At 48.2% G+C, this 24,903-nt stretch carries 27 protein-coding genes and 1 tRNA gene; 15 read left to right on the top strand and 13 right to left on the bottom strand.

The features are described 5' to 3' along the window. The first annotated feature begins 85 nt into the window (after nucleotides 1-85). The gene (locus tag V7P87_RS12610; protein WP_333797738.1) at nucleotides 86-1,222 is read left to right on the top strand and encodes a 1-acyl-sn-glycerol-3-phosphate acyltransferase; all 1,137 of its coding nucleotides are present in this window, start codon (nucleotides 86-88) and stop codon (nucleotides 1,220-1,222) included. After that, nucleotides 1,222-1,473, top strand: coding sequence for a DUF2960 domain-containing protein (locus V7P87_RS12605; protein WP_260656509.1), 252 nt, complete (start codon nucleotides 1,222-1,224; stop codon nucleotides 1,471-1,473). The genes V7P87_RS12610 and V7P87_RS12605 overlap by 1 nt, the downstream gene beginning before the upstream one ends. A gap of 102 nt (nucleotides 1,474-1,575) precedes the next feature. On the opposite strand, the gene V7P87_RS12600 is transcribed toward V7P87_RS12605, so the two are convergent. Then, nucleotides 1,576-2,079 (bottom strand): DUF192 domain-containing protein, encoded by a 504-nt coding sequence (locus V7P87_RS12600; RefSeq protein WP_333797737.1) that lies wholly within the window; start codon nucleotides 2,077-2,079, stop codon nucleotides 1,576-1,578. 134 nt (nucleotides 2,080-2,213) lie between these two features. After that, complete coding sequence (gene ald, locus V7P87_RS12595) at nucleotides 2,214-3,335, bottom strand: alanine dehydrogenase (protein WP_333797736.1); 1,122 nt, start codon at nucleotides 3,333-3,335, stop codon at nucleotides 2,214-2,216. 135 nt (nucleotides 3,336-3,470) lie between these two features. On the opposite strand from ald, the gene lrp reads away from it, so the two are divergent. The 7 genes from lrp (at nucleotide 3,471) to V7P87_RS12560 (ending at nucleotide 10,958) form a co-directional block, all read left to right on the top strand. After that, nucleotides 3,471-3,959: a leucine-responsive transcriptional regulator Lrp gene (gene lrp / locus V7P87_RS12590; protein WP_333797735.1), complete on the top strand. Its 489-nt coding sequence runs from the start codon at nucleotides 3,471-3,473 to the stop codon at nucleotides 3,957-3,959. Nucleotides 3,960-4,075: 116 nt separating this feature from the next. Beyond that, on the top strand, nucleotides 4,076-7,018 hold the full coding sequence (locus tag V7P87_RS12585; RefSeq protein WP_333797734.1) for a DNA translocase FtsK: 2,943 nt from the start codon (nucleotides 4,076-4,078) through the stop codon (nucleotides 7,016-7,018). Beyond that, the gene (gene lolA / locus V7P87_RS12580) at nucleotides 7,019-7,651 is read left to right on the top strand and encodes an outer membrane lipoprotein chaperone LolA (protein WP_333797733.1); all 633 of its coding nucleotides are present in this window, start codon (nucleotides 7,019-7,021) and stop codon (nucleotides 7,649-7,651) included. Further along, nucleotides 7,648-8,991: a replication-associated recombination protein A gene (locus V7P87_RS12575; protein ID WP_333797732.1), complete on the top strand. Its 1,344-nt coding sequence runs from the start codon at nucleotides 7,648-7,650 to the stop codon at nucleotides 8,989-8,991. Before lolA ends, V7P87_RS12575 begins: the two co-directional genes overlap by 4 nt. After that, complete coding sequence (gene crcB, locus V7P87_RS12570) at nucleotides 8,984-9,370, top strand: fluoride efflux transporter CrcB (RefSeq protein ID WP_333797731.1); 387 nt, start codon at nucleotides 8,984-8,986, stop codon at nucleotides 9,368-9,370. The genes V7P87_RS12575 and crcB overlap by 8 nt, the downstream gene beginning before the upstream one ends. 6 nt (nucleotides 9,371-9,376) lie before the next feature. Next, a complete protein-coding gene (gene serS, locus V7P87_RS12565) occupies nucleotides 9,377-10,669 on the top strand; it encodes a serine--tRNA ligase (RefSeq protein WP_333797730.1) in 1,293 nt (430 codons plus the stop codon). A 103-nt stretch (nucleotides 10,670-10,772) separates the two neighbouring features. After that, nucleotides 10,773-10,958, top strand: a complete 186-nt coding sequence (locus V7P87_RS12560) for a hypothetical protein (protein WP_296298537.1) — start codon at nucleotides 10,773-10,775, stop codon at nucleotides 10,956-10,958. A gap of 79 nt (nucleotides 10,959-11,037) precedes the next feature. Here V7P87_RS12560 and V7P87_RS12555 read toward each other — a convergent pair whose 3' ends face one another. From V7P87_RS12555 to V7P87_RS12535, 5 genes are all read right to left on the bottom strand, one after another. Further along, a complete protein-coding gene (locus tag V7P87_RS12555; protein ID WP_333797729.1) occupies nucleotides 11,038-11,412 on the bottom strand; it encodes a TusE/DsrC/DsvC family sulfur relay protein in 375 nt (124 codons plus the stop codon). Beyond that, nucleotides 11,367-11,621: a DsrH/TusB family sulfur metabolism protein gene (locus V7P87_RS12550; protein ID WP_333797728.1), complete on the bottom strand. Its 255-nt coding sequence runs from the start codon at nucleotides 11,619-11,621 to the stop codon at nucleotides 11,367-11,369. The genes V7P87_RS12555 and V7P87_RS12550 overlap by 46 nt, the downstream gene beginning before the upstream one ends. Nucleotide 11,622: 1 nt before the next feature. Then, nucleotides 11,623-11,979 carry a DsrE family protein gene (locus V7P87_RS12545; RefSeq protein ID WP_296298543.1) on the bottom strand — a complete coding sequence of 119 codons (357 nt, stop codon included), beginning with the start codon at nucleotides 11,977-11,979 and terminating at the stop codon, nucleotides 11,623-11,625. Next, a complete protein-coding gene (tusD, locus tag V7P87_RS12540; RefSeq protein ID WP_333797727.1) occupies nucleotides 11,979-12,341 on the bottom strand; it encodes a sulfurtransferase complex subunit TusD in 363 nt (120 codons plus the stop codon). The genes V7P87_RS12545 and tusD overlap by 1 nt, the downstream gene beginning before the upstream one ends. An 82-nt stretch (nucleotides 12,342-12,423) precedes the next feature. Next, nucleotides 12,424-13,089, bottom strand: a complete 666-nt coding sequence (locus V7P87_RS12535) for a Bax inhibitor-1/YccA family protein (RefSeq protein ID WP_333797726.1) — start codon at nucleotides 13,087-13,089, stop codon at nucleotides 12,424-12,426. Between the two features lie 223 nt (nucleotides 13,090-13,312). Between V7P87_RS12535 and V7P87_RS12530 the strand changes: the two genes are divergently transcribed. After that, a tRNA-Ser gene (locus tag V7P87_RS12530) sits at nucleotides 13,313-13,403 on the top strand. A gap of 160 nt (nucleotides 13,404-13,563) precedes the next feature. Here V7P87_RS12530 and V7P87_RS12525 read toward each other — a convergent pair. Continuing rightward, nucleotides 13,564-15,945 carry a TonB-dependent receptor gene (locus V7P87_RS12525; protein WP_333797725.1) on the bottom strand — a complete coding sequence of 794 codons (2,382 nt, stop codon included), beginning with the start codon at nucleotides 15,943-15,945 and terminating at the stop codon, nucleotides 13,564-13,566. A gap of 231 nt (nucleotides 15,946-16,176) precedes the next feature. On the opposite strand from V7P87_RS12525, the gene V7P87_RS12520 reads away from it, so the two are divergent. From V7P87_RS12520 to V7P87_RS12500, 5 genes are all read left to right on the top strand, one after another. Beyond that, nucleotides 16,177-16,815, top strand: a complete 639-nt coding sequence (locus V7P87_RS12520) for a LysE family translocator (RefSeq protein WP_333797724.1) — start codon at nucleotides 16,177-16,179, stop codon at nucleotides 16,813-16,815. Nucleotides 16,816-16,859: 44 nt separating this feature from the next. Further along, complete coding sequence (locus tag V7P87_RS12515; RefSeq protein ID WP_333797723.1) at nucleotides 16,860-17,396, top strand: YaeQ family protein; 537 nt, start codon at nucleotides 16,860-16,862, stop codon at nucleotides 17,394-17,396. Nucleotides 17,397-17,526: 130 nt separating this feature from the next. Next, nucleotides 17,527-18,444, top strand: coding sequence for an oxygen-dependent tRNA uridine(34) hydroxylase TrhO (gene trhO / locus V7P87_RS12510; RefSeq protein WP_296298553.1), 918 nt, complete (start codon nucleotides 17,527-17,529; stop codon nucleotides 18,442-18,444). 89 nt (nucleotides 18,445-18,533) lie between these two features. Beyond that, nucleotides 18,534-18,902, top strand: a complete 369-nt coding sequence (locus V7P87_RS12505) for a response regulator (RefSeq protein WP_333797722.1) — start codon at nucleotides 18,534-18,536, stop codon at nucleotides 18,900-18,902. A 102-nt stretch (nucleotides 18,903-19,004) separates the two neighbouring features. Beyond that, nucleotides 19,005-19,502, top strand: coding sequence for a chemotaxis protein CheD (locus tag V7P87_RS12500; protein ID WP_333797721.1), 498 nt, complete (start codon nucleotides 19,005-19,007; stop codon nucleotides 19,500-19,502). 100 nt (nucleotides 19,503-19,602) lie between these two features. Here the strand turns inward: V7P87_RS12500 and V7P87_RS12495 are convergent, their stop codons facing one another. Genes V7P87_RS12495 through V7P87_RS12475 form a run of 5 tightly spaced genes read right to left on the bottom strand, consistent with a single transcriptional unit; the run spans nucleotide 19,603 to nucleotide 24,893 of the window. Beyond that, nucleotides 19,603-20,805: an EAL domain-containing response regulator gene (locus tag V7P87_RS12495; protein ID WP_333797720.1), complete on the bottom strand. Its 1,203-nt coding sequence runs from the start codon at nucleotides 20,803-20,805 to the stop codon at nucleotides 19,603-19,605. Nucleotides 20,806-20,813: 8 nt separating this feature from the next. Further along, nucleotides 20,814-21,878 (bottom strand): protein-glutamate methylesterase/protein-glutamine glutaminase, encoded by a 1,065-nt coding sequence (locus V7P87_RS12490; protein WP_333797719.1) that lies wholly within the window; start codon nucleotides 21,876-21,878, stop codon nucleotides 20,814-20,816. Further along, nucleotides 21,875-22,762 carry a CheR family methyltransferase gene (locus V7P87_RS12485; RefSeq protein ID WP_333797718.1) on the bottom strand — a complete coding sequence of 296 codons (888 nt, stop codon included), beginning with the start codon at nucleotides 22,760-22,762 and terminating at the stop codon, nucleotides 21,875-21,877. Before V7P87_RS12485 ends, V7P87_RS12490 begins: the two co-directional genes overlap by 4 nt. Beyond that, entirely contained in the window at nucleotides 22,737-24,377 is a 1,641-nt protein-coding gene (locus tag V7P87_RS12480; protein ID WP_333797717.1) for a methyl-accepting chemotaxis protein, read from the bottom strand. The genes V7P87_RS12485 and V7P87_RS12480 overlap by 26 nt, the downstream gene beginning before the upstream one ends. 15 nt (nucleotides 24,378-24,392) lie before the next feature. Then, nucleotides 24,393-24,893: a chemotaxis protein CheW gene (locus V7P87_RS12475; RefSeq protein WP_333797716.1), complete on the bottom strand. Its 501-nt coding sequence runs from the start codon at nucleotides 24,891-24,893 to the stop codon at nucleotides 24,393-24,395. Between the last annotated feature and the right edge of the window lie 10 nt (nucleotides 24,894-24,903).

Here is a 24,903-nt window from a genome sequence, read left to right as displayed (position 1 = left end):
TTTTTTGTTGTTTTGCCACAATCTGCTAGGCACTTTGATCTGAATGGGTAAAATAGCGCTGTTTTTATTTTTCAGGTAACGCAGTGTGACCGATCCGATTAAAAATTTTGACGATATCCGCCCATACCATGACGACGAAGTCGCGGCAGCTGTCCAGCGTATTATTGCCGATCCGGAGTTTATCGGTGCCATAGTGCAGCATCGCCTTGGCAGTCAATCTAAGTTACTGAATTTTATCGCGGCACCAATGGTCAGTTGGTATTTACGCCGGCACTGGTCTGGTTTTAAGTCGGTAGAAGCAGTGCAAGGTTATGTTGCGGTTTATCTGAATAAAAGCCTGAAAAAAACCACGGCCGGAGTTACTTTTAGCGGTCTTGAAGCGCTGGATAAAACCAAGTCTTATTTATTTGTCTCCAATCACCGGGATATTGCGATGGATCCGGCGCTGGTGAACTGGTGTTTGCATCAACAGGGTTTTGATACCGCCCGTATTGCCATTGGCGACAATCTACTGAAAAAGCCCTGCGCCACTGAGCTGATGAAACTGAACAAAAGTTTTATTGTCCGCCGCTCCGCCAAAGGCCCACGCGAGATGATTAAAGCACTGGGACAACTCTCTGCTTATATCGCCCATTCACTGCAAACTGGTCATCATATCTGGATAGCGCAAAAAGAAGGCCGTGCTAAAGATGGCAATGACGTGACAGATCCGGCCATCCTGAAAATGTTTTATATCAACGGCAAACAGCAGCAAATAGAATTTACTGACTATATGCGCTCGTTACAGATAGTGCCGGTGTGTTTGTCTTATGAATACGACCCTTGTGACGCCGCCAAAGCCAATGAGCTTTATCAGCTGGCAACAGAAGGCAATTATCAGAAAACTGAATTTGAAGATATTGAGAGTATTATCAAAGGCATAGTGGGCTACAAAGGCAGGGTGCATGTGCACTTTGGCGCTGTGCTGGAGAAAAACGAAGATCTAGAGAGCCCGGAAAGCGTAGCAGCAGCTATCGACCGCGAAATTTATCAGGGTTATCGTTTCTATCCGGCCAATTATCAGGCTGCGGGACAAACCACTGCAGAGTCTGATAACGGTGCTTTTATGGCTCGGATTAACGCTTTGCCAGCCGAAGTGCAACCTTATCTTCAGCAGATGTACGCCAATCCACTTTTAAACGCGCAAAAAGCCAAGACTACAACAGCGGAGGTTAGCCAATAATGGCCAGAGCTATTACCTATAAGTTTAAAGGCCAGCCGCGTAAAATTGCCTTTAGTTACGACAAATTCCGCGACATTTATGAAGCGGTGGCTGCAGCTGAAGGCATTGATTTAACGGCTTTTCTAAAGATGGAACAGCAGGTGGCTATGACTGCTAAACGCAGCGCTGCCATTAAAGACTTCCGGCAAAAAGAGTTTATCCGCTTTGGTTTTAGCGACATTTATCTGCATAAAGACGACGCTGAACTTTAAACCCTGACAGTGAAGCGTCGTTGTGATCTATGGAGGGTCTTGGCCTTGTTGTCATGACCCCAACAAGCTTGAACTAAAGCTTATCGTAAGCGCCTTACTTATTTAATTTTTTACGTCCAAAGGACTATCAGGCTTAGCGCCGCCGGAGTGCTTTTTGCAAAGTTTCGGCTGCTCGGGGCAGTAAATCAGCTGATCACCGACTTTAATATTGGCTTGGTCAAACCAGCCAGGTGGCATTTCCAGTGCTGCCCGCACAATGCGCTCAGACGGATGCAGGGTTTCGGTATTGGCCTGCATGGCAAGAATAGCCACAATACGCCAGTTGGTATCAATAAAAGCCACATCCAGCGACTCTGGTGTGTTTTTCATCCAGAGCACCATTTCTGCTGGTTGTTGCAATAGCAGCAACATGCCATGTTTCAGCGGTGATTGTCCCATGAGTCCCTGACTGCGTTTGGCCGGGGTGTCAGCCAGCTGCACCTGAATTTGCTGATCTTTTACCTGTAGCTGCACCAGGCTGAATTTTTGCGACAAGCCGGCGGCATGGCAAGAGGTAAGGCTTAACAGCGTTAGAATACTGAACAATAATGTGGCTCGGGATAACATGCAGGCTGCTCTTTTTTATCAGTTTTTTATCCTAACGCGGCCGCCTTAGCCATGACAAGGTCCAGCTTTGTTGGTTGGTCAGATTTGGGCAATAAAAAAGCCAGCATGACGCTGGCTTTTTTGCAAACCATAAATTAGTTCGCGTTTAACGCCTGACGCGGGTCCACAAAAGTCAGGTTTAAGGCTTCAGCAACATGTTGATTCACCACCTGGCCATTGATCACGTTCAGACCGTTTAATAAATGCTGATCATCTAACAGCGCAGCTTTATAACCTTTGTTCGCCAGTTTAATGATAAAAGGCAAAGTGGCGTTATTCAGTGCAAAAGTAGACGTTAAAGGCACAGCACCTGGCATGTTGGCCACACAGTAGTGCACCACATCGTCCACGATAAAGGTTGGTTCAGCGTGGGTGGTAGCATAAGAAGTTTCCACACAACCGCCCTGATCAATAGCCACGTCAACGATAGCTGAGCCTGGTTTCATTTTACGTACATGTTCACGGGTCACTAATTTAGGTGCTGCAGCACCTGGAATTAATACACCGCCAATCACTAAATCGGCTTCCAGTACATGTTTTTCCAGCGCGTCGGCAGTAGAATAAATCGCTTTGACGGCACCGTTAAACTGGGCGTTAATACGGCGTAATACGTCAACACTGCGGTCCAGTACCACAACGTCAGCACCTAAACCCAAAGCCATTTGTGCAGCGTTGGTACCCACCATACCACCACCGATCACTACAACTTTGGCAGGTTCTACACCTGGCACACCACCTAACAACATACCACGGCCAGCACAGGATTTTTCCAAAGCGCGGGCACCGGCCTGAATTGACATACGGCCTGCTACTTCTGACATAGGTGCCAACAATGGTAAACCACCCCGGTTGTCCGTCACAGTTTCATAAGCGATACAGATAGCTTTTGATTTGATCAAATCTTCAGTTTGTGGCAAATCCGGTGCTAAGTGCAGGTAAGTAAAAAGAATTTGGCCTTCACGCAGCATAGCGCGCTCAACAGCCTGTGGTTCTTTTACTTTTACAATCATATCGCTTTTGGCAAACACTTCAGCTGCTGTTGCCAGCACTTCAGCACCTGCAGCAGTATAATCTGCATCACCAAAACCGATGCCGCTGCCGGCATTGTGTTCAACATAAACTTTGTGGCCGTGAGCAACCAGTTCGCGAACGCTGGCTGGAGTCATACCGACGCGGTATTCGTGGTTTTTGATTTCTTTTGGCACGCCAATAATCATGATTTTCTGCCTGTGTAGGGTTGGTAAAAATATTTCGCTAGTATAATGTGATTTTTGCGGAATGAATGGTTGTTTTTATGGTAATCAATAGTGGAAAATGCTAAATATTAAACTTTAAAAGAATTATTATCTGGTATGTTTCCACAATATAAAGAGCTGAAAAAGCTCGACCGAATTGACCGTAAAATTCTGCTTGAACTACAAAAAGACGGCCGCTTGTCCAATGTCGAACTGGCCAAAAGGGTGGGGCTGAGCCCAACCCCTTGTCTGGAACGGGTAAAAAGACTGGAAACCGATCAGTTTATTCTCGGTTATACCGCTTTGGTCGACCCCAACAAAGTCGGCGCTGCGCTGCTGGTGTTTGTGGAAATTACCTTGAGTAAAACCTCTCCTGAAGATTTTGATGAATTCAGCAAAGCGGTACAAAAGCTCGATGAAATTCTGGAGTGCCACCTAGTGTCCGGCAGTTTTGACTTTCTATTAAAAACCCGGGTCGCCAATATGGCGGCTTATCGCGAGTTATTGGGCGAAACCTTGTTGCGTTTGCCCAGTGTGCGGGAGAGCAGAACCTATGTGGTGATGGAAGAAGTCAAACAAACCACTTTTGTTACGGTGACTGGTTAAATAACAGGCAGATAGCATCACAATGCGCTTAGAGGTCACCTTTAAACTGATGCACTTGAAGCTGCTCTCTGGTATCGTAACAAGGCATTTTTTTGGTTTTTCATAGGGCAACTGGCTTGCAAGCAAAAACGGTATTTTCACTCAATGGTGTTCAGCGTCTGGTTGAAGTTGGACTGATTCTGTTTGCGGGCGCTGCCGCATTTATGTTGTTGGCTTTATTAAGTTTTGATCCGGCCGACCCAAGCTGGTCACAAACGGGTTATCAAACCGATATTCAGAATTTTGCCGGGCCAGTTGGCGCTGAAGTGGCCGACATTCTGTTTTGTGTATTTGGCTGGCTGTCGTATTTGTTTCCGCCATTTTTTGCTTTTTGTGGTTATCTGTTGTTTAAACGTTTTAAAGATCTGATTTCACTGGACTATATGATTCTCGGCCTTCGCTTGCTTGGACTTTTGCTGACCGTGATCTCCGCTTGTGCTATCAGCAGCATTAACTTTGACGACTTTTACATTTATTCATCCGGCGGTGTGGTAGGGGATGTCATTGCCAGCAAGTTATTACCTAATTTAAACTTTGTTGGCAGCAGCTTATTGCTGCTTTGCAGTTTTTGTATTGGCTTGACCTTGCTGACCGGCATTTCCTGGCTCACTGTGGCTGACGAGCTTGGGCGGCTGGTGGTGGAAAGCTGGTATTTTATCAGCGACCTGCCAGCGCGTATTCGCCAGTGGCGTGAGCCACAACAATACCCCGCAGGCAACGAAGTACATCATGCCAAACCTGTAGCGCGCTCTGCGCAGAAAGTTGCACCATATGCCGGGCCTAAACAACAGGATTTCAGCAATGATTTAGCTGCAGTTGACACAGCGGTGCACGAGGAAACTCAGTCCGCTTTGTCTACAGGTTTAGCAGCATCCGAAACTGTGGCCGAAAACAGCGCAGAACGTGTTGAACCTGCCTTTTCGCTGCGCACCGATGAGCCGGTGGAGCCCGTGTTCAGTTTTGATACCTTGCATCAGATGCAGCACGACTCCGGCATTGGCAGCAGTGTTCATTCTGCCGAATTTGATACAGAAGCTTATCTGAGCAAAGCAACTGCACCTTACACACAAGACATATTGACTGCAGCGCCTGTGGTGCAACCTCAGGTGATTGCACAACCGCAGCCCACCCGCGCCGAACTTGCCGTTGAGCCACCGCCAGCTGTAATTAAAGTTCATCCCGAATTACAAAGCCGAGCCTTTTTCCCACCAGCGGATGCCGAAGTAGAGCCTTTACCTTTTGCGCCGCTTGATGTGCATACTCAGGCGCATGCTTTTGTTAGTGTGGATGCCCTGTCTGATGATGATTTAACTTTTAGCGCCATCGACGACAGATACGCCGAAGCAGAATTACAACAAAGTTTTGTGCATACCCAAAGCGCTAATCCAGGCTTAACCGATTATGTGCCTTATCATCAGACAGCGACTGGCAACAACAATGTTAACGCGGTCGCGACTTCGGATGATGACGCTGAAGATGAAGACGACAATATTGGTGCAAGTGCAGTAGCGGTTAAATCAGAAGACGAATTGCCATCGATTCATTTGCTCGACAGGCCAAATAAAACCATCAATCCGATTTCAGAAGATGATTTGGAAAAAGTGTCGCGTTTGGTGGAGGCCAAATTGCTCGACTTTAACGTCGACGCCAAAGTGGTCGGTGTATACCCAGGCCCTGTGGTTACCCGCTTTGAACTGGATTTGGCCCCTGGGGTAAAAGTCAGCAAAATTACCGGTTTATCCAAAGACCTGGCCCGCTCTTTATCGGCTATCAGTGTGCGCGTCGTGGAAGTCATTCCGGGTAAATCATATATAGGGTTAGAGCTGCCCAACCAGCACCGTGAAATAGTGCGGTTGTCGGAAGTGATTGGTGATGAAATTTTTGAGCAGTCCAAGTCACCGCTGACCATGGTACTGGGCAAAGACATTGCCGGTAAATCTGTGGTGGCCGATCTGGCGAAGATGCCGCATTTATTGGTGGCAGGTACTACGGGCTCAGGTAAGTCAGTTGGCGTTAATGTGATGATCTGTAGTTTGCTCTACAAATCAACGCCGGATGATGTACGTTTCCTGATGATTGACCCCAAGATGCTGGAATTATCTGTGTATGAAGGCATTCCGCATTTACTCACTGAAGTTGTCACCGACATGAAAGAAGCGGCCAATGGCCTGCGCTGGTGTGTGGGTGAAATGGAGCGCCGTTATAAGTTAATGTCGGCGCTTGGGGTGCGGAATTTAAAAGGTTACAACGTCAAAGTAGCGGACGCCATTGCTGAAGGGAAACCACTGCGTGACCCATTATGGCGCCCGTCAGACGATATGCGCGGTGAGCCGCCGTTGTTAGAGAAATTACCCTCTATTGTCGTGGTTATCGACGAATTTGCCGACATGATGATGATTGTGGGTAAAAAAGTTGAAGAGCTGATTGCCCGTATCGCGCAAAAAGCGCGCGCCGCCGGTATTCATTTGATTCTGGCAACACAAAGGCCGTCTGTGGATGTGATTACGGGTTTAATTAAAGCCAATATTCCAACCCGCATTGCCTTCCAGGTGTCGTCAAAAATTGACTCGCGCACCATTTTGGATCAACAAGGTGCAGAAAGTTTATTAGGCCAGGGTGACATGTTATATCTGCCACCAGGCTCTGGTGTGCCTAACCGGGTGCACGGTGCTTTTGTCGACGACCATGAAGTGCATGCAGTGGTGGCAGACTGGAAAAAACGTGGCCGGCCAAATTATATTCCGGACATTTTAAGCGGCGAAACCAGTGAAGAAAACCTGTTACCAGGCGAAACACTGGAAGATGAAGATGCGGAAGCAGATCCGCTGTTTGACCAGGCGGTGGCTTTTGTGACCGAAAGCCGTAAAGCTTCAGTGTCTGGTGTGCAGCGTCGTTTCCGCATTGGTTATAACCGCGCAGCACGTTTAGTCGAAACCATGGAACAAGTAGGTATCGTCAGTGGTCCTGGCCATAACGGTAACAGAGAAGTGTTGGCACCTCCGCCACCAAAAGGGTTTTAAATGAAGAAGTTATTATTTGTGCTTGGCACAGTTTTATTAAGCAATACAGCGCTTTTCAGTCAAACTGCCCTTGCGGCCAATCAGGCAGCTGAACTAAAAAACAAACTGGCCAGGCTTTACAGTTATCAGGCCAGTTTTCAGCAAACTGTGGTCGATGCCAAAAACCAGCCGGTGCAGGAACAAGGTGAAGGGGTATTAACCTTAAAACAACCCTCACAGTTTCGGTTTGAAACCTTAAGCCCTGAGCCAAATCTGTTTATTGGTGATGGTAAAACCTTATGGCATTACAACGAGCTGCTCGAGCAAGTCAGCCTCTATGATGCCAAAAAAGAAGTAAACCGCACGCCCTTTGTCCTGTTAACCTCCAACGACGCCAGTCTGTGGGCACAATATGAGGTCAGTGGTGAAGGCCAGCAGTTTATTATCACACCAAAAGATAAAGACAATCCGGTGCGCCAGCTGGTGCTGACTTTTGCAGGTACAGGTTTGTCACATATGGCCGTGCTGGATAACAACGGCCAGAAAACCGATTTTGAATTTTTAGCCATTCAGAACAATATCAATATCGACAGCAGCCTGTTTAAGTTTGAAGTTCCGGCTGGGGTTGAAGTGGACGACTTACGCAACAAGTGAACAGCCTGAGTTTTGATTTTCAGCCTGATGTCCGGCCCCTTGCGGCCAGACTCAGACCCTTAACACTGGCCGACTATGTCGGCCAGCAGCATTTGCTGGGGCCTGGTACACCACTTAAACGTGCAATCGAAAGTGGTAAAGTCACGTCGCTGATTTTGTGGGGGCCACCAGGCACCGGCAAAACCACGCTGGCCGAACTGATTGCCGCACACGCCGATGCCTGTCTTGCGAAAATTTCTGCTGTCACTGCCGGTGTCAAAGAGATCCGTGACGAAATAGCCGCCGCAAAAGCTCGGTTATACAGCCATCAGCAAAGAACCTTGTTATTTGTTGATGAAGTACATCGTTTTAATAAAAGCCAGCAAGACGCTTTTTTACCTCATATTGAAGATGGCACCATTATTTTTATTGGCGCCACCACAGAAAACCCGTCTTTTTCGCTGAACAACGCGCTGTTATCGCGCGCCCGGGTCTGTATTTTAAAAAAAATTGAAGCAAGCGAACTGCAAAAGGTGCTGCAACGTGCTTTAACAGACGTTGAACTGGGTCTTGGCGCGTTACAACTGCAGCTGGATGACGAAGCGGCGCAATTTTTGCTGATGCTGGCCGACGGTGATGCCCGCAAGCTCCTGAATTTATTAGAACTTGCCAGTGAGGCCGTGCAAAGCGAAGGTTCAAAGCATATTAGTGCCGCGCTGTTGAAACAGCTGGTGCCAAGGCAATTGCCCGGTTTTGATAATCAGGGTGATATGTTTTATGACCTGATTTCGGCTTTTCACAAGTCGGTGCGCGGCTCCAGTGCAGACGGAGCTTTGTATTGGTACTGTCGTATTCTGGAAGGTGGTGGTGACCCTTTATATGTGGCCAGAAGGTTATTGGCCATTGCCTCTGAAGATATTGGCAACGCCGACCCCAGAGCGCTCACTATAGCGCTGGATGCCTGGGATACCTACAGCAGGGTTGGGCCCGCAGAGGGCGAGCGTGCCATAGCGCAGGCGGCTATTTATCTGGCGCTGGCGCCAAAAAGCAATGCGGTGTATAGCGCTTTTAATCAGATGCGCACTTTGGTACAACAACAACCTGCTTATGAAGTACCGCTGCATCTGCGCAACGCCCCCACCAAATTATTAAAAGAAATGGGCCACGGCGAAAGTTATCGTTACGCCCACAACGAAGCCGGTGCTTATGCCGCCGGTGAGCGTTATTTACCAGCGGAACTTGCCGGTCAGCAATTTTATCAGCCGAGCGACAGAGGTCTTGAGAAGCAGCTGCAGGACAAACTAAAGTATCTGCAGATGCTGGATAACGAGGCAAGAGCGCAGGGGAAAAGCCGTGACTAGTGCCTTATTTACCTACAGCGCTATTGCCATTGGTGGCGCCATAGGTGCCTGTTTGAGGTTTGCGGTTGGCGAATGGATGTTACATCTTTTTGGCAGAGCATTTCCTTTTGGCACTTTGCTGGTTAATATTCTCGGGTCTTTTGTCATTGGCCTGTTGTATGGCCTGTTGATCACCGAACAAATAGCGCCCAATCCATGGCGGATTTTTATTGGCATTGGGGTGCTGGGTGCTTTTACCACTTTCTCAACATTTTCGATGGACACTGTGTTGCTGTTACAGCAGGGCGACTGGCTCAAAGCCATCGCCAATGTGGTGCTGAACCTGGTGTTGTGTTTAACCCTCGCCTGGCTTGGATTAAAGCTGGGCTCGATGAAGTAAAAATTTATGTTAGATAGCAAATACTTACGCAGTGAATTAACGCAAACCGCTGAGCGCCTGGCAAGCCGTGGTTTTGTGCTGGATGTGGCACAGATCAGCGCTTTGGAAGAGCAGCGCCGTGAATTACAAGTGGCCACGCAGGAGCTGCAAAATCAGCGTAACAGCAAGTCCAAAAATATCGGTCAGGCGAAAGCCCGTGGTGAAGATATCGCGCCTTTACTGGCTGAAGTCGAGGGTTTAGGTGCTGAGCTTGATGCCGCCAAAATAAAACTGGATGCAGTACTGGCTGAACTAGATCAAATTGCGATGTCTATCCCAAATCTGCCGGATTTATCGGTGCCTGTTGGCAAAGATGAAACCGGCAATCTGGAAGTGCGTCGTTTTGGCGAGATCCCAAGTTTTGATTTTGAACCCAAAGATCATGTCGCATTAGGCGAAGCACTGGCCGGTGGTCTGGATTTTGAAAACGCCGTTAAAATTGCCGGTTCACGTTTTGTGGTGATGAAAGGTCAGATTGCCCGCCTGCACCGCGCTTTAGCCCAGTTTATGCTGGATTTACACACAGAGCAGCATGGCTACACCGAATTGTACGTGCCTTATCTGGTAAACAAAGACTCTTTGTTTGGCACAGGCCAGCTGCCAAAATTTGGCGCAGATTTATTCCACACTCAACCTGCCACTGAAGAAGGCGTGGGGATGAGCTTGATCCCAACAGCTGAAGTGCCGGTGACCAATCTGGCGCGTGACCGTATTTTTGATTTAGCTGAATTGCCACAAAAATACACAGCCCATACCCCATGTTTTCGTAGTGAAGCCGGCTCTTATGGCCGCGACACCCGTGGCCTGATTCGCCAGCACCAGTTTGACAAAGTAGAGCTGGTACAGCTGACACACCCTGAGCATTCAATGGCGGCATTAGAAGAGCTGACAGGCCATGCCGAAAAAGTGTTGCAGTTATTGGGTTTACCTTATCGGGTGATGCTGCTGTGCACCGGTGATATGGGTTTTGGCTCCAGCAAAACTTATGATTTAGAAGTTTGGCTGCCGGCACAAAATACCTTCCGTGAGATTTCGTCTTGCTCCAATATGGGCGATTTTCAGGCGCGCCGGATGCAAGCCCGGTTCCGTCCGGAAGAGGGCAAAAAACCAGAATTGCTGCATACGTTAAATGGTTCGGGTCTGGCGGTGGGCCGTACCTTAGTGGCTATTTTGGAAAACTATCAGCAAGCAGACGGTTCTATCCGTATTCCGGCGGTATTGCAGCCTTATATGGGCGGTAAAACCGAGATCCGCGCTTAAAAAACCTGGTGGTGTTTGGCTTAACCAAACACCACCACTTATGCGTATTATCTGCAAGGCATCATATAAACACTGTTGAATTCTGCGGTAACAGGGTAAACAAATGACGACAACCACCCAAAATGTCCGGCCACAAACTGCGGTAAAAAAAGTCAGCATCAAAAAACGCACCAGCACGCTGAAAGTTGCGCTCAGAGCTATATATTGGATCATCGTTGTTGCGGTGATTGCAGTGGTTGGTTTTATTGCGTTTGAGGCTTTTTGGACTTATTACAGCAATAGCCGCTAAGCAGCTGCTGTTTTTGAGCCCGATGATTTTTTGCACATCGGCGGCAGCACAATGAAGGCTGCCGTTTTTGTTGGTGTTGTTATAAACAACGCGCAGGTTTAGGCAAACCGGCAATACGGGTGGCTTGTTTGGCAGGGCCCTCAGGGAATAATAAAAACAAATATTTACTGTTGCCTTTGTCTGGCCCCAGTTTTTCCGCCATGGCTTTCACCAATAACCGGATGGCGGGGGATGTCTGATATTCCTGGTAAAAATCCCGCACAAACCAGATCACTTCCCAGTGTGCCGGCGTCAGGTCGATGTTCTCCGCTTTGGCAAATTCAGCGGCCAAAGCTTCACTCCAGAGCGACAAGTCGGCCAGATAACCGTGTTTATCCAGTGGCACCGTTTGATCTTCAATTTGGAGTGTTAACACAAAATCACCTGATGAGCGGTTAAAGTCAGTTGTACCCATTGCTCGTCGTTTAATAACTGAAAACCGGCACTGAGTGGCACACCACGTTGCTGTAAGTCTTGCTCCAGCACAAAAAGTTGAGTCGTGGGCCAGTTGCGTTGTTGCTTTAGCAGATAGACCGCATCCTGGCGCAATAACACCACATCATGTGCGCCGGCCAGGCTAAACATCACGTTGGGTTCAGGAGTGGTTATTTGATACAACAACATCTCAGCACCTCAGAATATGGTCTTGTTGCAACAGCAAGGTCGAAATATCCGCTGTGCTCAATTCAGTGACGTCAATTCGCAGCTCATCTGCGGTCAGTTGATACAACAACATGGCGTCTGCCGCTACGATCACTTGCTCAATATCATATAAAGCAAATAACTTCTGGGCGGCAGTGAAATCTTTTACACCAAAATTTGGTGCTGCTGTCAGCGGTAATAATTGGGTGATGGCAGCGCCAAGGTAAATCAGCGTGACCTGATGCTCAACCGCAGCAAGTGCCATCGCTAAATCTTGTGCTTCGCGGCTACTGCTTTGAGAAAATGCACTTTGGGTAAAAACAACGGCAATTTTTTTCATCAGAATTGCACCACACGGTCAACTTCATCCAAACGCATCGCAAATTCAGCCAAACCGGCGGCAGTAAAACCGGCACGGGCAGGGCGGCTGTTGGTAGCAATGCCACGTTTTTCAGCTGCGGTGACACAATACAGCAGCGGTATTTGCTGCTGTTGGCAAAAGCTTACCAGCAGTGCTGCATTATCAGGCTCATCTGCAGGTAAGTCTGCATCATTGGAAACCGCCAGCACTGCATCCTGATAAAAGAAAATATGGTCAATCTGATGCTTCAGAGCACAGGCAGCCTGCGCAAAGCGCAACACCGACGCCAGTGTCTGGCAGCCGTAAACTGGTGATTGCACATAAAGGGCAAAACTGGCCATCTGCACACCTGCAATAAAAAAATACCCCGACAAGCGGGGCATTTTAATGAAAATCAGTCACTGTGCAACCACAGTCCGCGAATTACTCGTCACTGTTTAAAAAGCCAAGCAGCTGCAAGAGTGCGGTGAATAAGTTAAAGATGTTCAGATACAGGCTAACAGTGGCACGGATATAGTTGGTTTCACCGCCCTGTACAATACGGCTGGTATCAAACAGGATAAAACCAGACATCAGTAGCACAATCACAGCGCTGATGGCTAACTGCAAGGCCGGAACCTGAAAAAAAATATTGGCAAGACCTGCTACGACGGCCATGATCAAACCAACAAATAAAAAGTTACCGATAAAAGAGAAATCTTTTTTGCTGGTCAGGGTGTAAGCCGACAGACTGAAGAAAATAAGCGCCGTTGCGGCAAAAGCCTGCATAATAATTTCCGGGCCATTTGGCATACCTGCATAACGGTTCAGCATAGGGCCAATAGAAGCGCCCATCACTCCGGTGAAAGCAAATACCCAGAATAAACCCGCTGCACTGTCAGCCGTTTTAATCACCACAAACACCAGCACTAACGCCAGAATACTTAAACCTAAACCCAGCATAGGACCAAAATCCAGCGCCATGGCAACAGCGGCAGTCACAGCACTAAAAGTTAAGGTCATGGCTAGCAACATATAGGTGTTACGAAGGACTTTGTTGATACTCAGGCTGTCAGCGCCTGTCATCAGCTGTTGGTTTTGATAAGACATAATCACTCCTGTGGTTGTAAATACTCGATGACTATACAAGCTTCACATCGACAAGTCAGTAACTTTGACCTGGCGCTCTGGTTAAAATTCCCGGTGTTGTCTAAATCCTGCACATTGATAGCACAGCTTTTGTGCAAACAGATCTTTAATATGCAATTCAATGTGTTAAACAGCAAAAAAATGCTTTCTTTTCGCTGCACAACTTATTAAGATACGCGCCATTGGAGAGATGGCAGAGTGGTTTAATGCACCGGTCTTGAAAACCGGCGAGGGTTAGTAGCCCTTCAAGAGTTCGAATCTCTTTCTCTCCGCCATATAAATAAACAAAAAGCCCGCGATGCGGGCTTTTTGTTTTTCTGCCATTAAGCTTCAAGACTAACTGTCTGGCACAGTGCTGTTTTTTTACTGCTCAGAAAAAAGCCGGTATTCCGTAATACCGGCTTTGTTCGTTTTGCATGATTAAACTATTTCAGCTTAAAACTTTGCAGTGATACCAAGGGTAATAGCACGGCCCGGTAATGGCGCATCCGCTTTAATAAAGGAGCTGTGCACATAACCTAGTTTATTGCTAAGGTTTGTGCCCTTTAAAAAGGCCGTGACATCAACAGACTGCACATCAAAATAATAATTCAGGCTGGCATCAAAGCTGGTGTAACCGGCGGTTTCGGTTTCATAAGCCGACACTTTATCCTGACGCGCATAATAAGTTGCGCCCAGCACTGTGCTCCATTGCTGTGCCTGATACTGATACTCCACACCAGCTTTGAGCGGTGGAATACGCGGCAAGTCTGAACCTGATTTCAGCTTGGCTCGCACTGTGTCGGCAAACACTGATAACTGCTGAGCCGGATCAAGCTGATAACTCAGTTCAAACTCGGCGCCATAGAGCTTTGCATCGCGCTGCTGGTACTGATAGACGTCAAAGTCGCCGTGATCATGCGCATCATGGCCTTCATCATGATGTTCAGCCAAATCAGCCATGCTCAGGCCGGTGTTGGCCAGATACAGATAATCGTCGATCTGGTTGTAAAAGAAGTTATAACTAAAAGTCAGATCACCTTCGGTTTTGCGAAAGCCAAGGTCGATGTTATTGGCGGTTTCCCGCTGCATCTTGCCGTTGTAAAAACCAATTTCACCATCGTCATCCAGCTGGTAGGCCAAGCCCAGTTCATAACTGGCGGTGGCGATATGAGCGCCGTTGGCGTAAATTTCTGCCGCACTTGGCGCGCGCTCGGAACGGCTGACACTTAAAGCCCACTGATATCCTGGCTGGAAGTTCCAGACCAGACCTGCTGACAGACTGGCTGCATTAAAACGGGCAAAACTGGCTTGTGCATCCTGTTCTTCGCCATGCTGCGCTTCATCTTCCTCATGCAGATGCTCCAGTTCCAGCGCACCTGCGTCGTGTTTGGTGCGCTCTAAACGAGCGCCCAACTGCGCTGACAATTCACCAAAACGACGCTCTTCCAGCACAAAAAGGGCATAACTGTTGGTTTTGGCATCGGGAGTAAAAGCTTCTTCACCAAAAGCACGGTAATCGTTGTGCTGATAATGCAGACCAACCAGACCGTGCCAGCCCATCACATCACTGTGTTCCAGGCTCAGACGGTTTTCAAAGGACTTGTTTTTAAAGGTAGTGCCGGCGACACCCGCATCCATTTCAATATGCTGATAGTCAGTGTAAGCGCCACTGAGGCTTAAGGTTTCAATACCAGAGAGCGGCGAGTACAACTCACCGGCATAACTGATTCTGTCCTGATCCAGGTCGGCATACACGCCTTCGGCTGCATGATCTTCGTGATCAGCATGCGCTTCTTCAGTTTCACCGCCATGTGATGAATGTCCCGGGATCCCGTATTGGCTGTTGATAGTGCCAACAGATACACCAAATAAACCACGGCTGCCCACCCAGCTGCCGCCTACATTCAGCGCCTGATTGTCCAGCGCACTGTTGTTCAGGCTATTTTTTACTTCGCCTTCGTCATTGACAAACTCAGGCACTTTGTAATCATTACTTTTACGGTCAAAACCATCAAAATGCCAGGCAAACTGCTGTAAAGCGCCGTCATGGGCCAGCGCATAACTTTGTTCATCAGCTACATTATTGCGACGTACATCAACCACAGTTTGTGGACTTCTGAGCTGGCGTGGCACTCTGTTATCGACGATATTCACCACACCACCAATAGCGCCGCTGCCATAAAGTAGCGTGGCAGGGCCTCTTAATACTTCAATTTGTTCAGTGGTAATTGCATCTGCACTGATAGCGTGATCGGGGCCAACACGGGATACATCGCCGGTGTCCATGCCGTTGCTCAGCAGCTTCACACGCGGGCCGTCCAGACCACGGATCACCGGGCTTGCCGCCACAGGGCCATAATAATTGCTATGTACACCAGGCAGGGTTTTTAAGGTTTCACCTATGGTCGCTTCGGTATGGCGGCTTAAATCTTCGCCCGACATCACAGACACCGGATGTGCCATTTCCAAATCATAATGGTGTAAACCTGAGGCTGAAACCGTCATGCGCTCCAGACCACCACTATTGAGTGTCACTGCCAGCGGCTGCTGACTTGCAGCGATAAATTCATCACCATAACCTTTGGCTGCGATATGCAGCTGCGCATTGGCCGGGCTTTGGATCTGAAATTCACCTTTGTCATTGGTATAAACATATTGTTGCCGGCCGTGCACATGCACTTTGGCATTGGCAACAGGCTGGCCTTGCTGATTGACCACAACACCGCTCAGTGTGGAGGTTTGGGCCTGAGTCTGGCTGGAAAGGGTGATAGCTAAAGCCAGGGCTGCAGGTTTAAAATAACGGCCTGCCGGAAAATGATGCAAAACAGCTTTCATAGAATATCCCGTCTGTATTTTCTGATTCATTTATCAATATGCATTGTGATGTTATAACATTTTACGGCAGGCGACAGATAAAAAACAAGCATTTGTCATGCTGAGTCACAGAGTTCGCGACCAAAAAACCATTTTTATCGTTCGGTAGCCGGGCTTAACATAAAGCGCTGTCGTTTTGGCTGTCTGCTGCATTAGAATGTTATTTTTGATGTCGGTTGGGATAGGGCTGTGATGTCGTTTTGGCCAGAGTTTTTATTAGTTGCGTCCGTGCATTTTGTTGCTGTAGCAAGTCCGGGACCGGATTTTGCCATTGTCTTACGCTACGCCGTGCGTTATGGCGTGAAGGTTGCTGTGTCAGCAAGTATTGGTATTGGTCTGGGCATTCTGTTGCACGTTGCCTATTCCTTGCTTGGTATTGGTTTGCTGCTACAAACCACGCCCTGGTTGTTTCAGCTGTTTTCAGCTTGTGCCGCTGCTTACCTTGCTTATATTGGCATACAGGCATTGCGAAGCGGCCCGGGCGCTGCGACCAGCCAGGAACAGGCAGACAAAACACCAGTGATAGGTTTATGGCAGTCATTTCGCACCGGCTTGCTGACCAACGGTCTGAATCCTAAAGCAACCTTGTTTTTTCTGGCGTTATTTGCCGTAATTATTTCGCCGGAAACCCCAACAAGTTTCAAAATAATTTACGGGGTTTATATGGCTGTTGCCACCGCACTGTGGTTTTGTTTGCTATCTTTTGTTTTAACCCGACAAAAAATAAGAAGTTTTTTGCTAAACCAGGGCTATTGGTTTGATAGGTTAATGGGTGTGGTTTTGTTGGCATTAGCCATGCATCTGCTGTATAGCGCATTAAAGACAATCTAAACTTTAATGCGCCTTTTGCCGACAAAATAGCAAAGGGGTGACTTATGCGAATGCAGAGCAAGGTGATCCGGCTGGATCTGAATTACAGCTCGGAGCAATCACATCAGTATCTGAAAGAAACCTGTTATCTGGCGCCTTTTCCGGATGAGGACGCCAGTCATTTTGCCAAACGTATCCTCACTTATCTTAGCCTGTATGAGCTGCACCCTGTGCTGGCGAAACAGCCACCGTCCAGCCGGCAACCGGATTTGTACCTGCAGGACCAGCAACAACATTTTTTACTTTGGTGTCAGGTTGATTTGCCCAGCGAAAAGCAGCTACAACGCGCCAGCCATCAGGCAGAACAAGTGTTGCTGGTGACCGATAGCGTCGACCATAACAAAGCCAAAACATTGATCCGCGGTATGCCGAATGTGCTGTTATTTTGTCTGGAAGCGGCGCAACTGGAGGACTTTTGCAAGATGCTGCGTGGTCATATGCAATTGTCGGTTTGGCGTGAGCAGGAACAACTCATTATCACGGACGGTCAGCAACAACTCGAAATGCAGGTTGCCCCCGTCCTCAATCCTCTACTGCACTAACAATACCCCCAACAACTATAAGATGACTTAAGCGGGCTTTGATTTACCAGGCTCTCTGGATGACATATAATGCGCGCCGGTTTTTTATTGCGCCGGATTTGCGATCCGGACCTGGCAAAAAAGGTGAAAGATGTACGTAGTAGCTGCTTTATATAAATTTGTAACCCTGCCTGATTATGTTGCACTTCGCGACAAACTCTATCAGCACCTGGTGCTGAATAAAGTCAAAGGCACCTTATTGTTAGCCGAAGAAGGCATTAACGGTACCATTTGTGGCACTCGTGCAGGCATTGATGCGGTTTACAGTTTTCTGCAAGCCGATGGCCGTTTTGACGGCATGTCTTATAAAGAATCTTTTGCCGATGAACCGGCGTTTTACCGCACCAAGGTCAAACTGAAAAAAGAAATTGTCACTATGGGCGTGGAAGGTATTAATCCGGCGCATATTGTGGGCACTTATGTAAAAGGGGAAGCCTGGAATCAGCTGATCAGCGACCCGGACACTATCGTCATTGACACCCGTAACGACTATGAAGTGGCCATTGGCACCTTTAAAAATGCCATTAACCCCAACACCACCAGTTTTCGTGAGTTCCCGCAGTGGGCGGCAGAAAACCTGGACAAAACCAAACATAAAAAAGTGGCCATGTTCTGCACTGGCGGCATCCGTTGTGAAAAATCAACGGCCTTTTTAAAAGAGCAGGGGTTTGACGAGGTTTATCACCTCGATGGCGGCATTCTGAAATATCTGGAAGAAGTACCTGAGCCGGAAAGTTTATGGCAGGGTGAGTGTTTTGTGTTTGACCAAAGGGTCGCCGTCAAACATGGTTTAGCGCAGGGCAGTTATGATCAGTGTTATGCCTGCCGTATGCCGCTGTCACAACAAGAGCTGTTATCACCACTCTATGTCAAAGGCTTAAGCTGCCCACACTGTCATGACAAAATCACGGACGAGCAGCGTGCTTCTTTTACTGAACGGCAAAAGCAGATCGAACTTGCCAAACAACGCGGTGAACAGCATATCCGCGACGGCAAGGTTGATTTTTAACGCTGCACTGAGCCATAACTTGGCCAATACTAAGCCCATATCATCAGAAACGCGGTTAGTGCAAAGCTAACCGCCATAGGGAGCTTCGGATGGCCGAAAAAACTGTGTTACTGGTGGATGACTCCGCCGCCTTGCGTTTAATTGCCGGCCAGGTGCTGACCGAAGCCGGTTATCAGGTTCTGGAAGCTGATGATGGCAATACTGCACTTGAGCTGCTGGACGGACGTAAAATTGATTTGATCATCACAGATGTGTATATGCCACAGCTTGATGGTCTGACCTTGATCAGGCAAGTCAAAACACTGAATAGCTACCGTTTTACCCCCATCATGTTATTAACACGCGAAGCTGCAGAAGGGCCAAAACTGCAGGCCCAACTGCTGGGCGCCAAAGCCTGGATAGTCAAACCTTTTTCTGCGCCTCAGCTGCTGCAGGCTGTGGGTAAAATTTTGTGTTGAATCTGCAGTTATGTTGATCCCAAAGTATCGCTGGCAAATGTGTCGCGCTGAGTTAGCCGGTTATATCAGGCCGGAAAGATCCAAACTGGCAGGAGCGTCCTGATGGCCAAGCCAGGTTTGCCGCCGGGCAGTGTGGAAATATTTTTGCAGCCAGGCGAGATGTATTTTGCCAAAGGCAATGTCAGGATCAGTACTTTACTTGGCTCCTGTGTGTCGGTCAGCTGCTGGCACGCCAAATATAAAGTAGGGGGCTTAAGTCATTTTTTGCTGCCTGATGCTGCTATTGCCGCAGATAACAGCCAGGATAGCCGTTACGCCAATACCGGCTTTGAGCTGATGCTGCAAGAGATCCGCAAGCAAGGGCTGCAGAGCAAAGATTTTGAATTTAAGTTGTTTGGGGGAGGCGCTATGCCAAAACCTGCAGCAAGCACACATCATCAAATCGGCGGCAAGAATGTCGCAGCTGCCAAACAGTTGTTAGCACAGTACCAGCTTGATCTCAAAGCTGAACATACCGGTGGTGTGGGTTATCGCAAGCTGATGTTTGATGTCTGGAGCGGGCAAGTCTGGTTAAAGTATGTGGCGCTGGATTTACCTTAAAGCGCCACTTACTGACGACATAAACCTCAGCGCCGGGACAGAGCGCGACTATCCTGACAGTGAAACCAGTTCCAGCCGACACCGATGCATGAGACAGACATCAGGCTAATTCACCGGCCGCTTTACAACCCTGAGTCACCCAGAAAATAAAATCGCTGTCGGACATGGGTTTGGCCAGATAATAACCCTGAGCCATCATACAGTTTGCCTGCTGCAGATAACGCCAGTCCGCGGCTGTTTCCACACCTTCGGCCACCAGATTAATGCCAAGTTTGTCACACATCAGCAAGGTGCTTTCAAAAATCACCTGTAAGTGGGCTTTGTTATGAATACCATCAATTAAACTGCGGTCGATTTTTAACTCGGTAAAAGGAATTTGCGACAGTTGTTTGACCGATGAATAACCTGTGCCGTAATCATCAATCGACAAACCAAAACCCAGCAAACGCAGCCGAGTTAAAAAAGCCAGCGCCTGGCCCATGTTGCGGATCACCGCGGTTTCTGTCACTTCAAAAATCAGATTGGACGGTGTAATACCAGAGTCGGCAAGCAATTGGGTGACCTGTTGCAAAAACTGTTTGTTATCAAAAGACGTCGCCGACAGATTCACCGAAATTTTGCTGGAAAAGCCTTGTTGTTGCCAAAGCTGTAACTGTGCTATCGCCATCACCAGCACTTCGTAACTTAACGCATCTATGAGGTTATAGCGCTCACAACTTTGAATAAAATCATTTGGATATACCAGGCCACGCTCCGGATGACGTAACCTGACCAGGGCTTCAACACCAGCCAGCTCTCTGGTTCTCATATTAAGTTTCGGCTGATAATGCAGCTCAAACTGATGCTCAAATAAAGCACGTTGCAGCTGTTCAAACTCCAGCGGCGCGTGTTTTTGCTGCGCCACATTTTTTTTGCAGGGTAATACCGAATTTGCTAATAAACGCTGTAGATCCGCCAGCAGCACAGGCTTGGCCATACTGCCAATCACATTTAAACCATCGGCTTTAGCCATCAGTTCCACTGAAGCAATCAGATTTGCTTCTCTGCTGCTGACAATAGCAATGGCCGAATCCAGATCCATCGAAGCCAGCTGATGTAATAATTCAATACCGTCCATATCCGGCATTTCCAGATCACAAATAATCAGATCAAACTGTTTATGGCGGTTTTGCAGCATCTGAAGTGCAATATGGCCGTTGGCCGCTTCGCTGATCTCCAGCACACCGGCAGCACTGCACAGTTGGCGCATATATTCACGCTGACTCGGACTATCCTCAACCACCAATACTGAAAATGTGTTCATCCTTTTCCTCAGCTACTACTGTATTTCATGATGATGGCGGGCACCTGGGACAACGGAACGACCTGATCAGCAGCGCCACGTTTAATCGCTTCTTTGGGCATGCCAAACACCACACAACTGGCTTCATCCTGGGCATAGGTGCGTGCCCCGGCTTGTTGCATTTCCAATAAACCGCGGGCACCGTCATCGCCCATGCCGGTCATAATAATGCCGATGGCGTTGGCACCGGCAACTTTGGCCACGGAACGAAATAACACATCCACCGAAGGACAGTGCCGGTTGACCGCAGGGCCGGGTTTGACCACCGCCTGATAATAAGCGCCATTTCTGGTGATACTTAAATGTTGGCCGCCTGGCGCTATCAGCGCAAGCCCTGGCCTGATACGATCGCCATGCACGGCTTCGCGCACTTCGATATCACAGATACTGTTAAGACGCTGCGCAAAAGCTGCAGTAAATTTCTCCGGCATATGCTGCACTATGACGATACCTTCACTGACTTTGTTCAGCTGTGACAACACAAATTCAAGCGCCAGAGTACCGCCTGTTGAAGTCCCAATAGCTATCACTCGTTCTGTGGTTTTGGCCATCGCCACCAAAGGCGGCGCATCCGGTGTTATGGCAATGTGCTGTTTTGCGGTGGGCAGCGCATGCAGGTTTTTTAAATTGGCTTTGGCGGCTTCACGGATCGCATCAGCAAATTGCTGTTTGCTGGCATGCAGAAAATCTTTTACCCCAAGCTGGGGTTTGGTAAAGATACCGGCGGCTCCCGCCTGCAGCGCCTGCAGCGTTGTCGCCGCGCCTTTTTCAGTTAACGAAGAGCAAATCAGCACAGGGGTTGGCCTGGTACTCATAATTTGTTTTAAAAAGGTGATGCCGTCCATCCGCGGCATTTCAACATCCAGCGTAATCACATCCGGCCATTCTTTATTCATTTTTGCCATGGCAAAAATCGGATCCGGTGCAGCCGCTATCACTTCAATATCGGCGATGCCGTCCAGCAGCTGGGTTAACACCTGCCTTACCAGCGCAGAGTCATCCACAATTAACACTTTGATCCGGCGTTTAGTCATAAGGTGCTGGCCTCAATGCTGGCACTTAACAGCGACTTTGGCTGATAACGATAACAACTGGCCTGTAACTGCTCTAAGCCTTCATCGTAACCATGAATACTTTCAGAGTGGCCAACCAGCAGCAACCCGCCTGGTTTTAACTGGCGCAGAATATTTTTAACAATGATTTTTTTATCTTCTAATTCAAAATAAATCAGCACGTTACGTAAAAATATCACATCAAACTTTGGCAGGTTCGGCGGTAATTTAAATAAGTTCGCCTGCTCAAAGCTCACACGTTGGCGCAGCTCATGTCCAATTCTGAACCAGCCATGATCTTTACCGACGCCTTTTTGGCAATATTGCTGCAAATAAGCAGGGGGAATTTTGGCGGTATCAGCAATAGGGTACACGGCGCGTCTGGCTGTGCTTAACACTTCAGTATTAATGTCCGTCCCTAAAATCTGCCAATTGTTTTGCAAACCCAGTGTATCGGCCAGTAGCATGGCAATGCTGTAAGCCTCTTCCCCTGAGGACGAAGCCGCACTCCACAGCTGAAAATTTTGTTTTGAGCGCTGTTGCCTGACAAAGTTTTGCAAAAAGCTAAAGTGTTTCTCTTCGCGGAAAAAGTATGTTTCGTTGGTGGTGAGCAGATTCAGCGCCAGTTGTTTTTCGGCAGACTGCTCTGGATCTTTCAGTAGTTTCAGGTACTGACTGTAATTTGCCAGTTTTAACTTATAAAGACGTTTTTGCAAACGCCCGGTGATCATGCCCTTTTTGATCGGGCTTAAATGAATACCGGTATGCTGATATAACCAGTCACGTAAGCCATTGAACTCAGCTTCGCTGAGTTCAGGGCCTTGTTGTGATTTGCGCAGCTCAGAATTTTTCGTATTCAAAATCATCAGCGGCCTCGTTATGGCGCTTGGCGGAACGAGCGGATACCGGCGCTGCTTTCGCCGGTCTTTGCGGCGCTCTGTTATGCACCTGATGCTGGCTACGGGCCAGGTTATGTTGTTGTAACGTAAAGAACTCCATCATCTGCTGCAACTGCATGGCCTGAGTGGTTAACTCTTCTGAGGTCGAGGACAATTCTTCACTGGCCGCTGCATTTTGCTGGGTCGCCTGACTGATTTGGCTGATAGCACTGTTAATTTCATGCGCGCCGGAGGATTGTTCTGAACTTGCCGCTGCAATTTCCTGCACCAGCTCTGAAGTGCGCTGAATCGAAGGTACTATCTGCTCCAGCAAGGTACCGGCTTGTTCGGCCATACTGACTGAGCTCCCGGCCATTTCACCGATTTCTTTGGCTGCGGTCTGACTGCGGCCGGCCAGTTTGCGCACTTCAGCTGCAACCACGGCAAAACCACGGCCATGTTCACCGGCCCGGCCGGCTTCAATAGCGGCGTTCAGCGCCAGCAGGTTGGTCTGATAAGCAATATCGTCAATAATGCTGATTTTTTGTGCAATTTGACGCATCGCCAGCACAGTTTCGCGAACCGCCTTGCCACCATCAATCGCATCCTGTGCGCTTTTGCTGGCAATACCTTCGGTGATTTTTGAGTTTTCAGTATTCTGCGCAATAGAGGCCGACATCTCTTCCATCGAGGCGCTGGTTTCTTCCACGCTGGCAGCCTGCTCAGATGAAGACTGACTCAGCGACTGGGCTGTGGCATTCATTTGTTCGGAAGCCGACGACAGGGTATCAGCGGCAGAGCGCACTTCCTGAATAATGTTGCTTAAGTTTTTCACCATAGAGGCAATAGCCGCCAGCATGCTGCTGTTGTCACCTGGTTTAAGCTCCACTTCAACAGACAAATCACCTGCAGCCACTTTACTGATTATATCTTCAGCATAATTGGGCTCACCGCCAAGCTGTGTCACCAGACTGCGGGTGATCAGAATTCCCAGAGTCACACTCAAAATAAGACTGATAACAATACAAGCCAGGTTGATCACAAAAGAACGCTCATAGGCATCTGTCGATTTTTTATAGGCCTCAGCTGCGACTTTCAGCTGCACTTCCACCAGTTTGGCAAAACGGTCTGACACAGGTTCGATACTCGGATACAGTTTATTCAGTACAAACAGATCCAGGGCGGCGCTATCTTGCTTGCGCAAAATGTCTTTAAGCTCCACGGTGGAACTGTCCGCCACTTTCAGTAACTCTTTGATCTCGTTGACGACTGCTGTTTCTTCGGCAACCATATCTGTCGCCAGATAAGCAGCCCAGGTGTCATGAATGATCTTGTCGGCCTGTTCAATATTGGCCAGGCCCTGTGCCCAGTCCATGCCTTTGTTGCGCACTTTATGTGCCGTATCAACAATGTTTACTGCATACATATCGGCAATCAGTTTTAAGTCTTTGAGTGGCACAACCCTGTCGTTATACACACTGGACATCGCGGTATTGGAGTCACGGGCGGTAAAAATACCAAGCACCCCAACAATCAGAATTAAGATAATCATCGAAGAGGCCAGGGTAGCCATCCGGGTTGCTACTTTCATTTTTTTAAACATGGAAACCTCTGTTGGTTATTTTTCGACAACGTTTTCAATTACTGCAGTCATTTCTTCGACCGACAACACCCGCTCACCGCGCAGCAGGATCACAAACTGGTCTCCGGTATTGACAACTCCAAGGATAAACTGGGCACGGATACGGGCACCAAAAGTAGGGGCCGGCTCTATCGTTTCCATATTGATTTCCATCACTTCACTGACACTGTCGACCACAGCACCAATAGTGACGGTTTGTTCTTCAAACGGAATTTCCAGAATGACAATACAGGTGCGTTTCTGAATTTCGGTTGGCGCTTTATTAAAACGCACCGATAAATCAATCACAGGCACCACTTCACCGCGCAGATTCAGCACACCTTTGACAAATTCGGGCATCAGCGGGATAGGGGTCACATTGTCGTATTCAATAATTTCTTTAACCGCGCTGATACTGATGCCAAAACATTCATCCCTCAATACAAAGGTCAGAAAGTGTTGGTGACTCAGCGGATCTTTGGTGAAACTTTCATCCATTGGCGCTCTC

The sequence above is a fragment of the Rheinheimera sp. genome (genome assembly GCF_036782235.1).
In the GTDB taxonomy this organism is placed as follows: domain Bacteria; phylum Pseudomonadota; class Gammaproteobacteria; order Enterobacterales; family Alteromonadaceae; genus Pararheinheimera.
The sequence above is the reverse complement of the archived record's forward strand: the minus strand, read 5'-3'. Positions and strand labels throughout refer to the sequence as shown.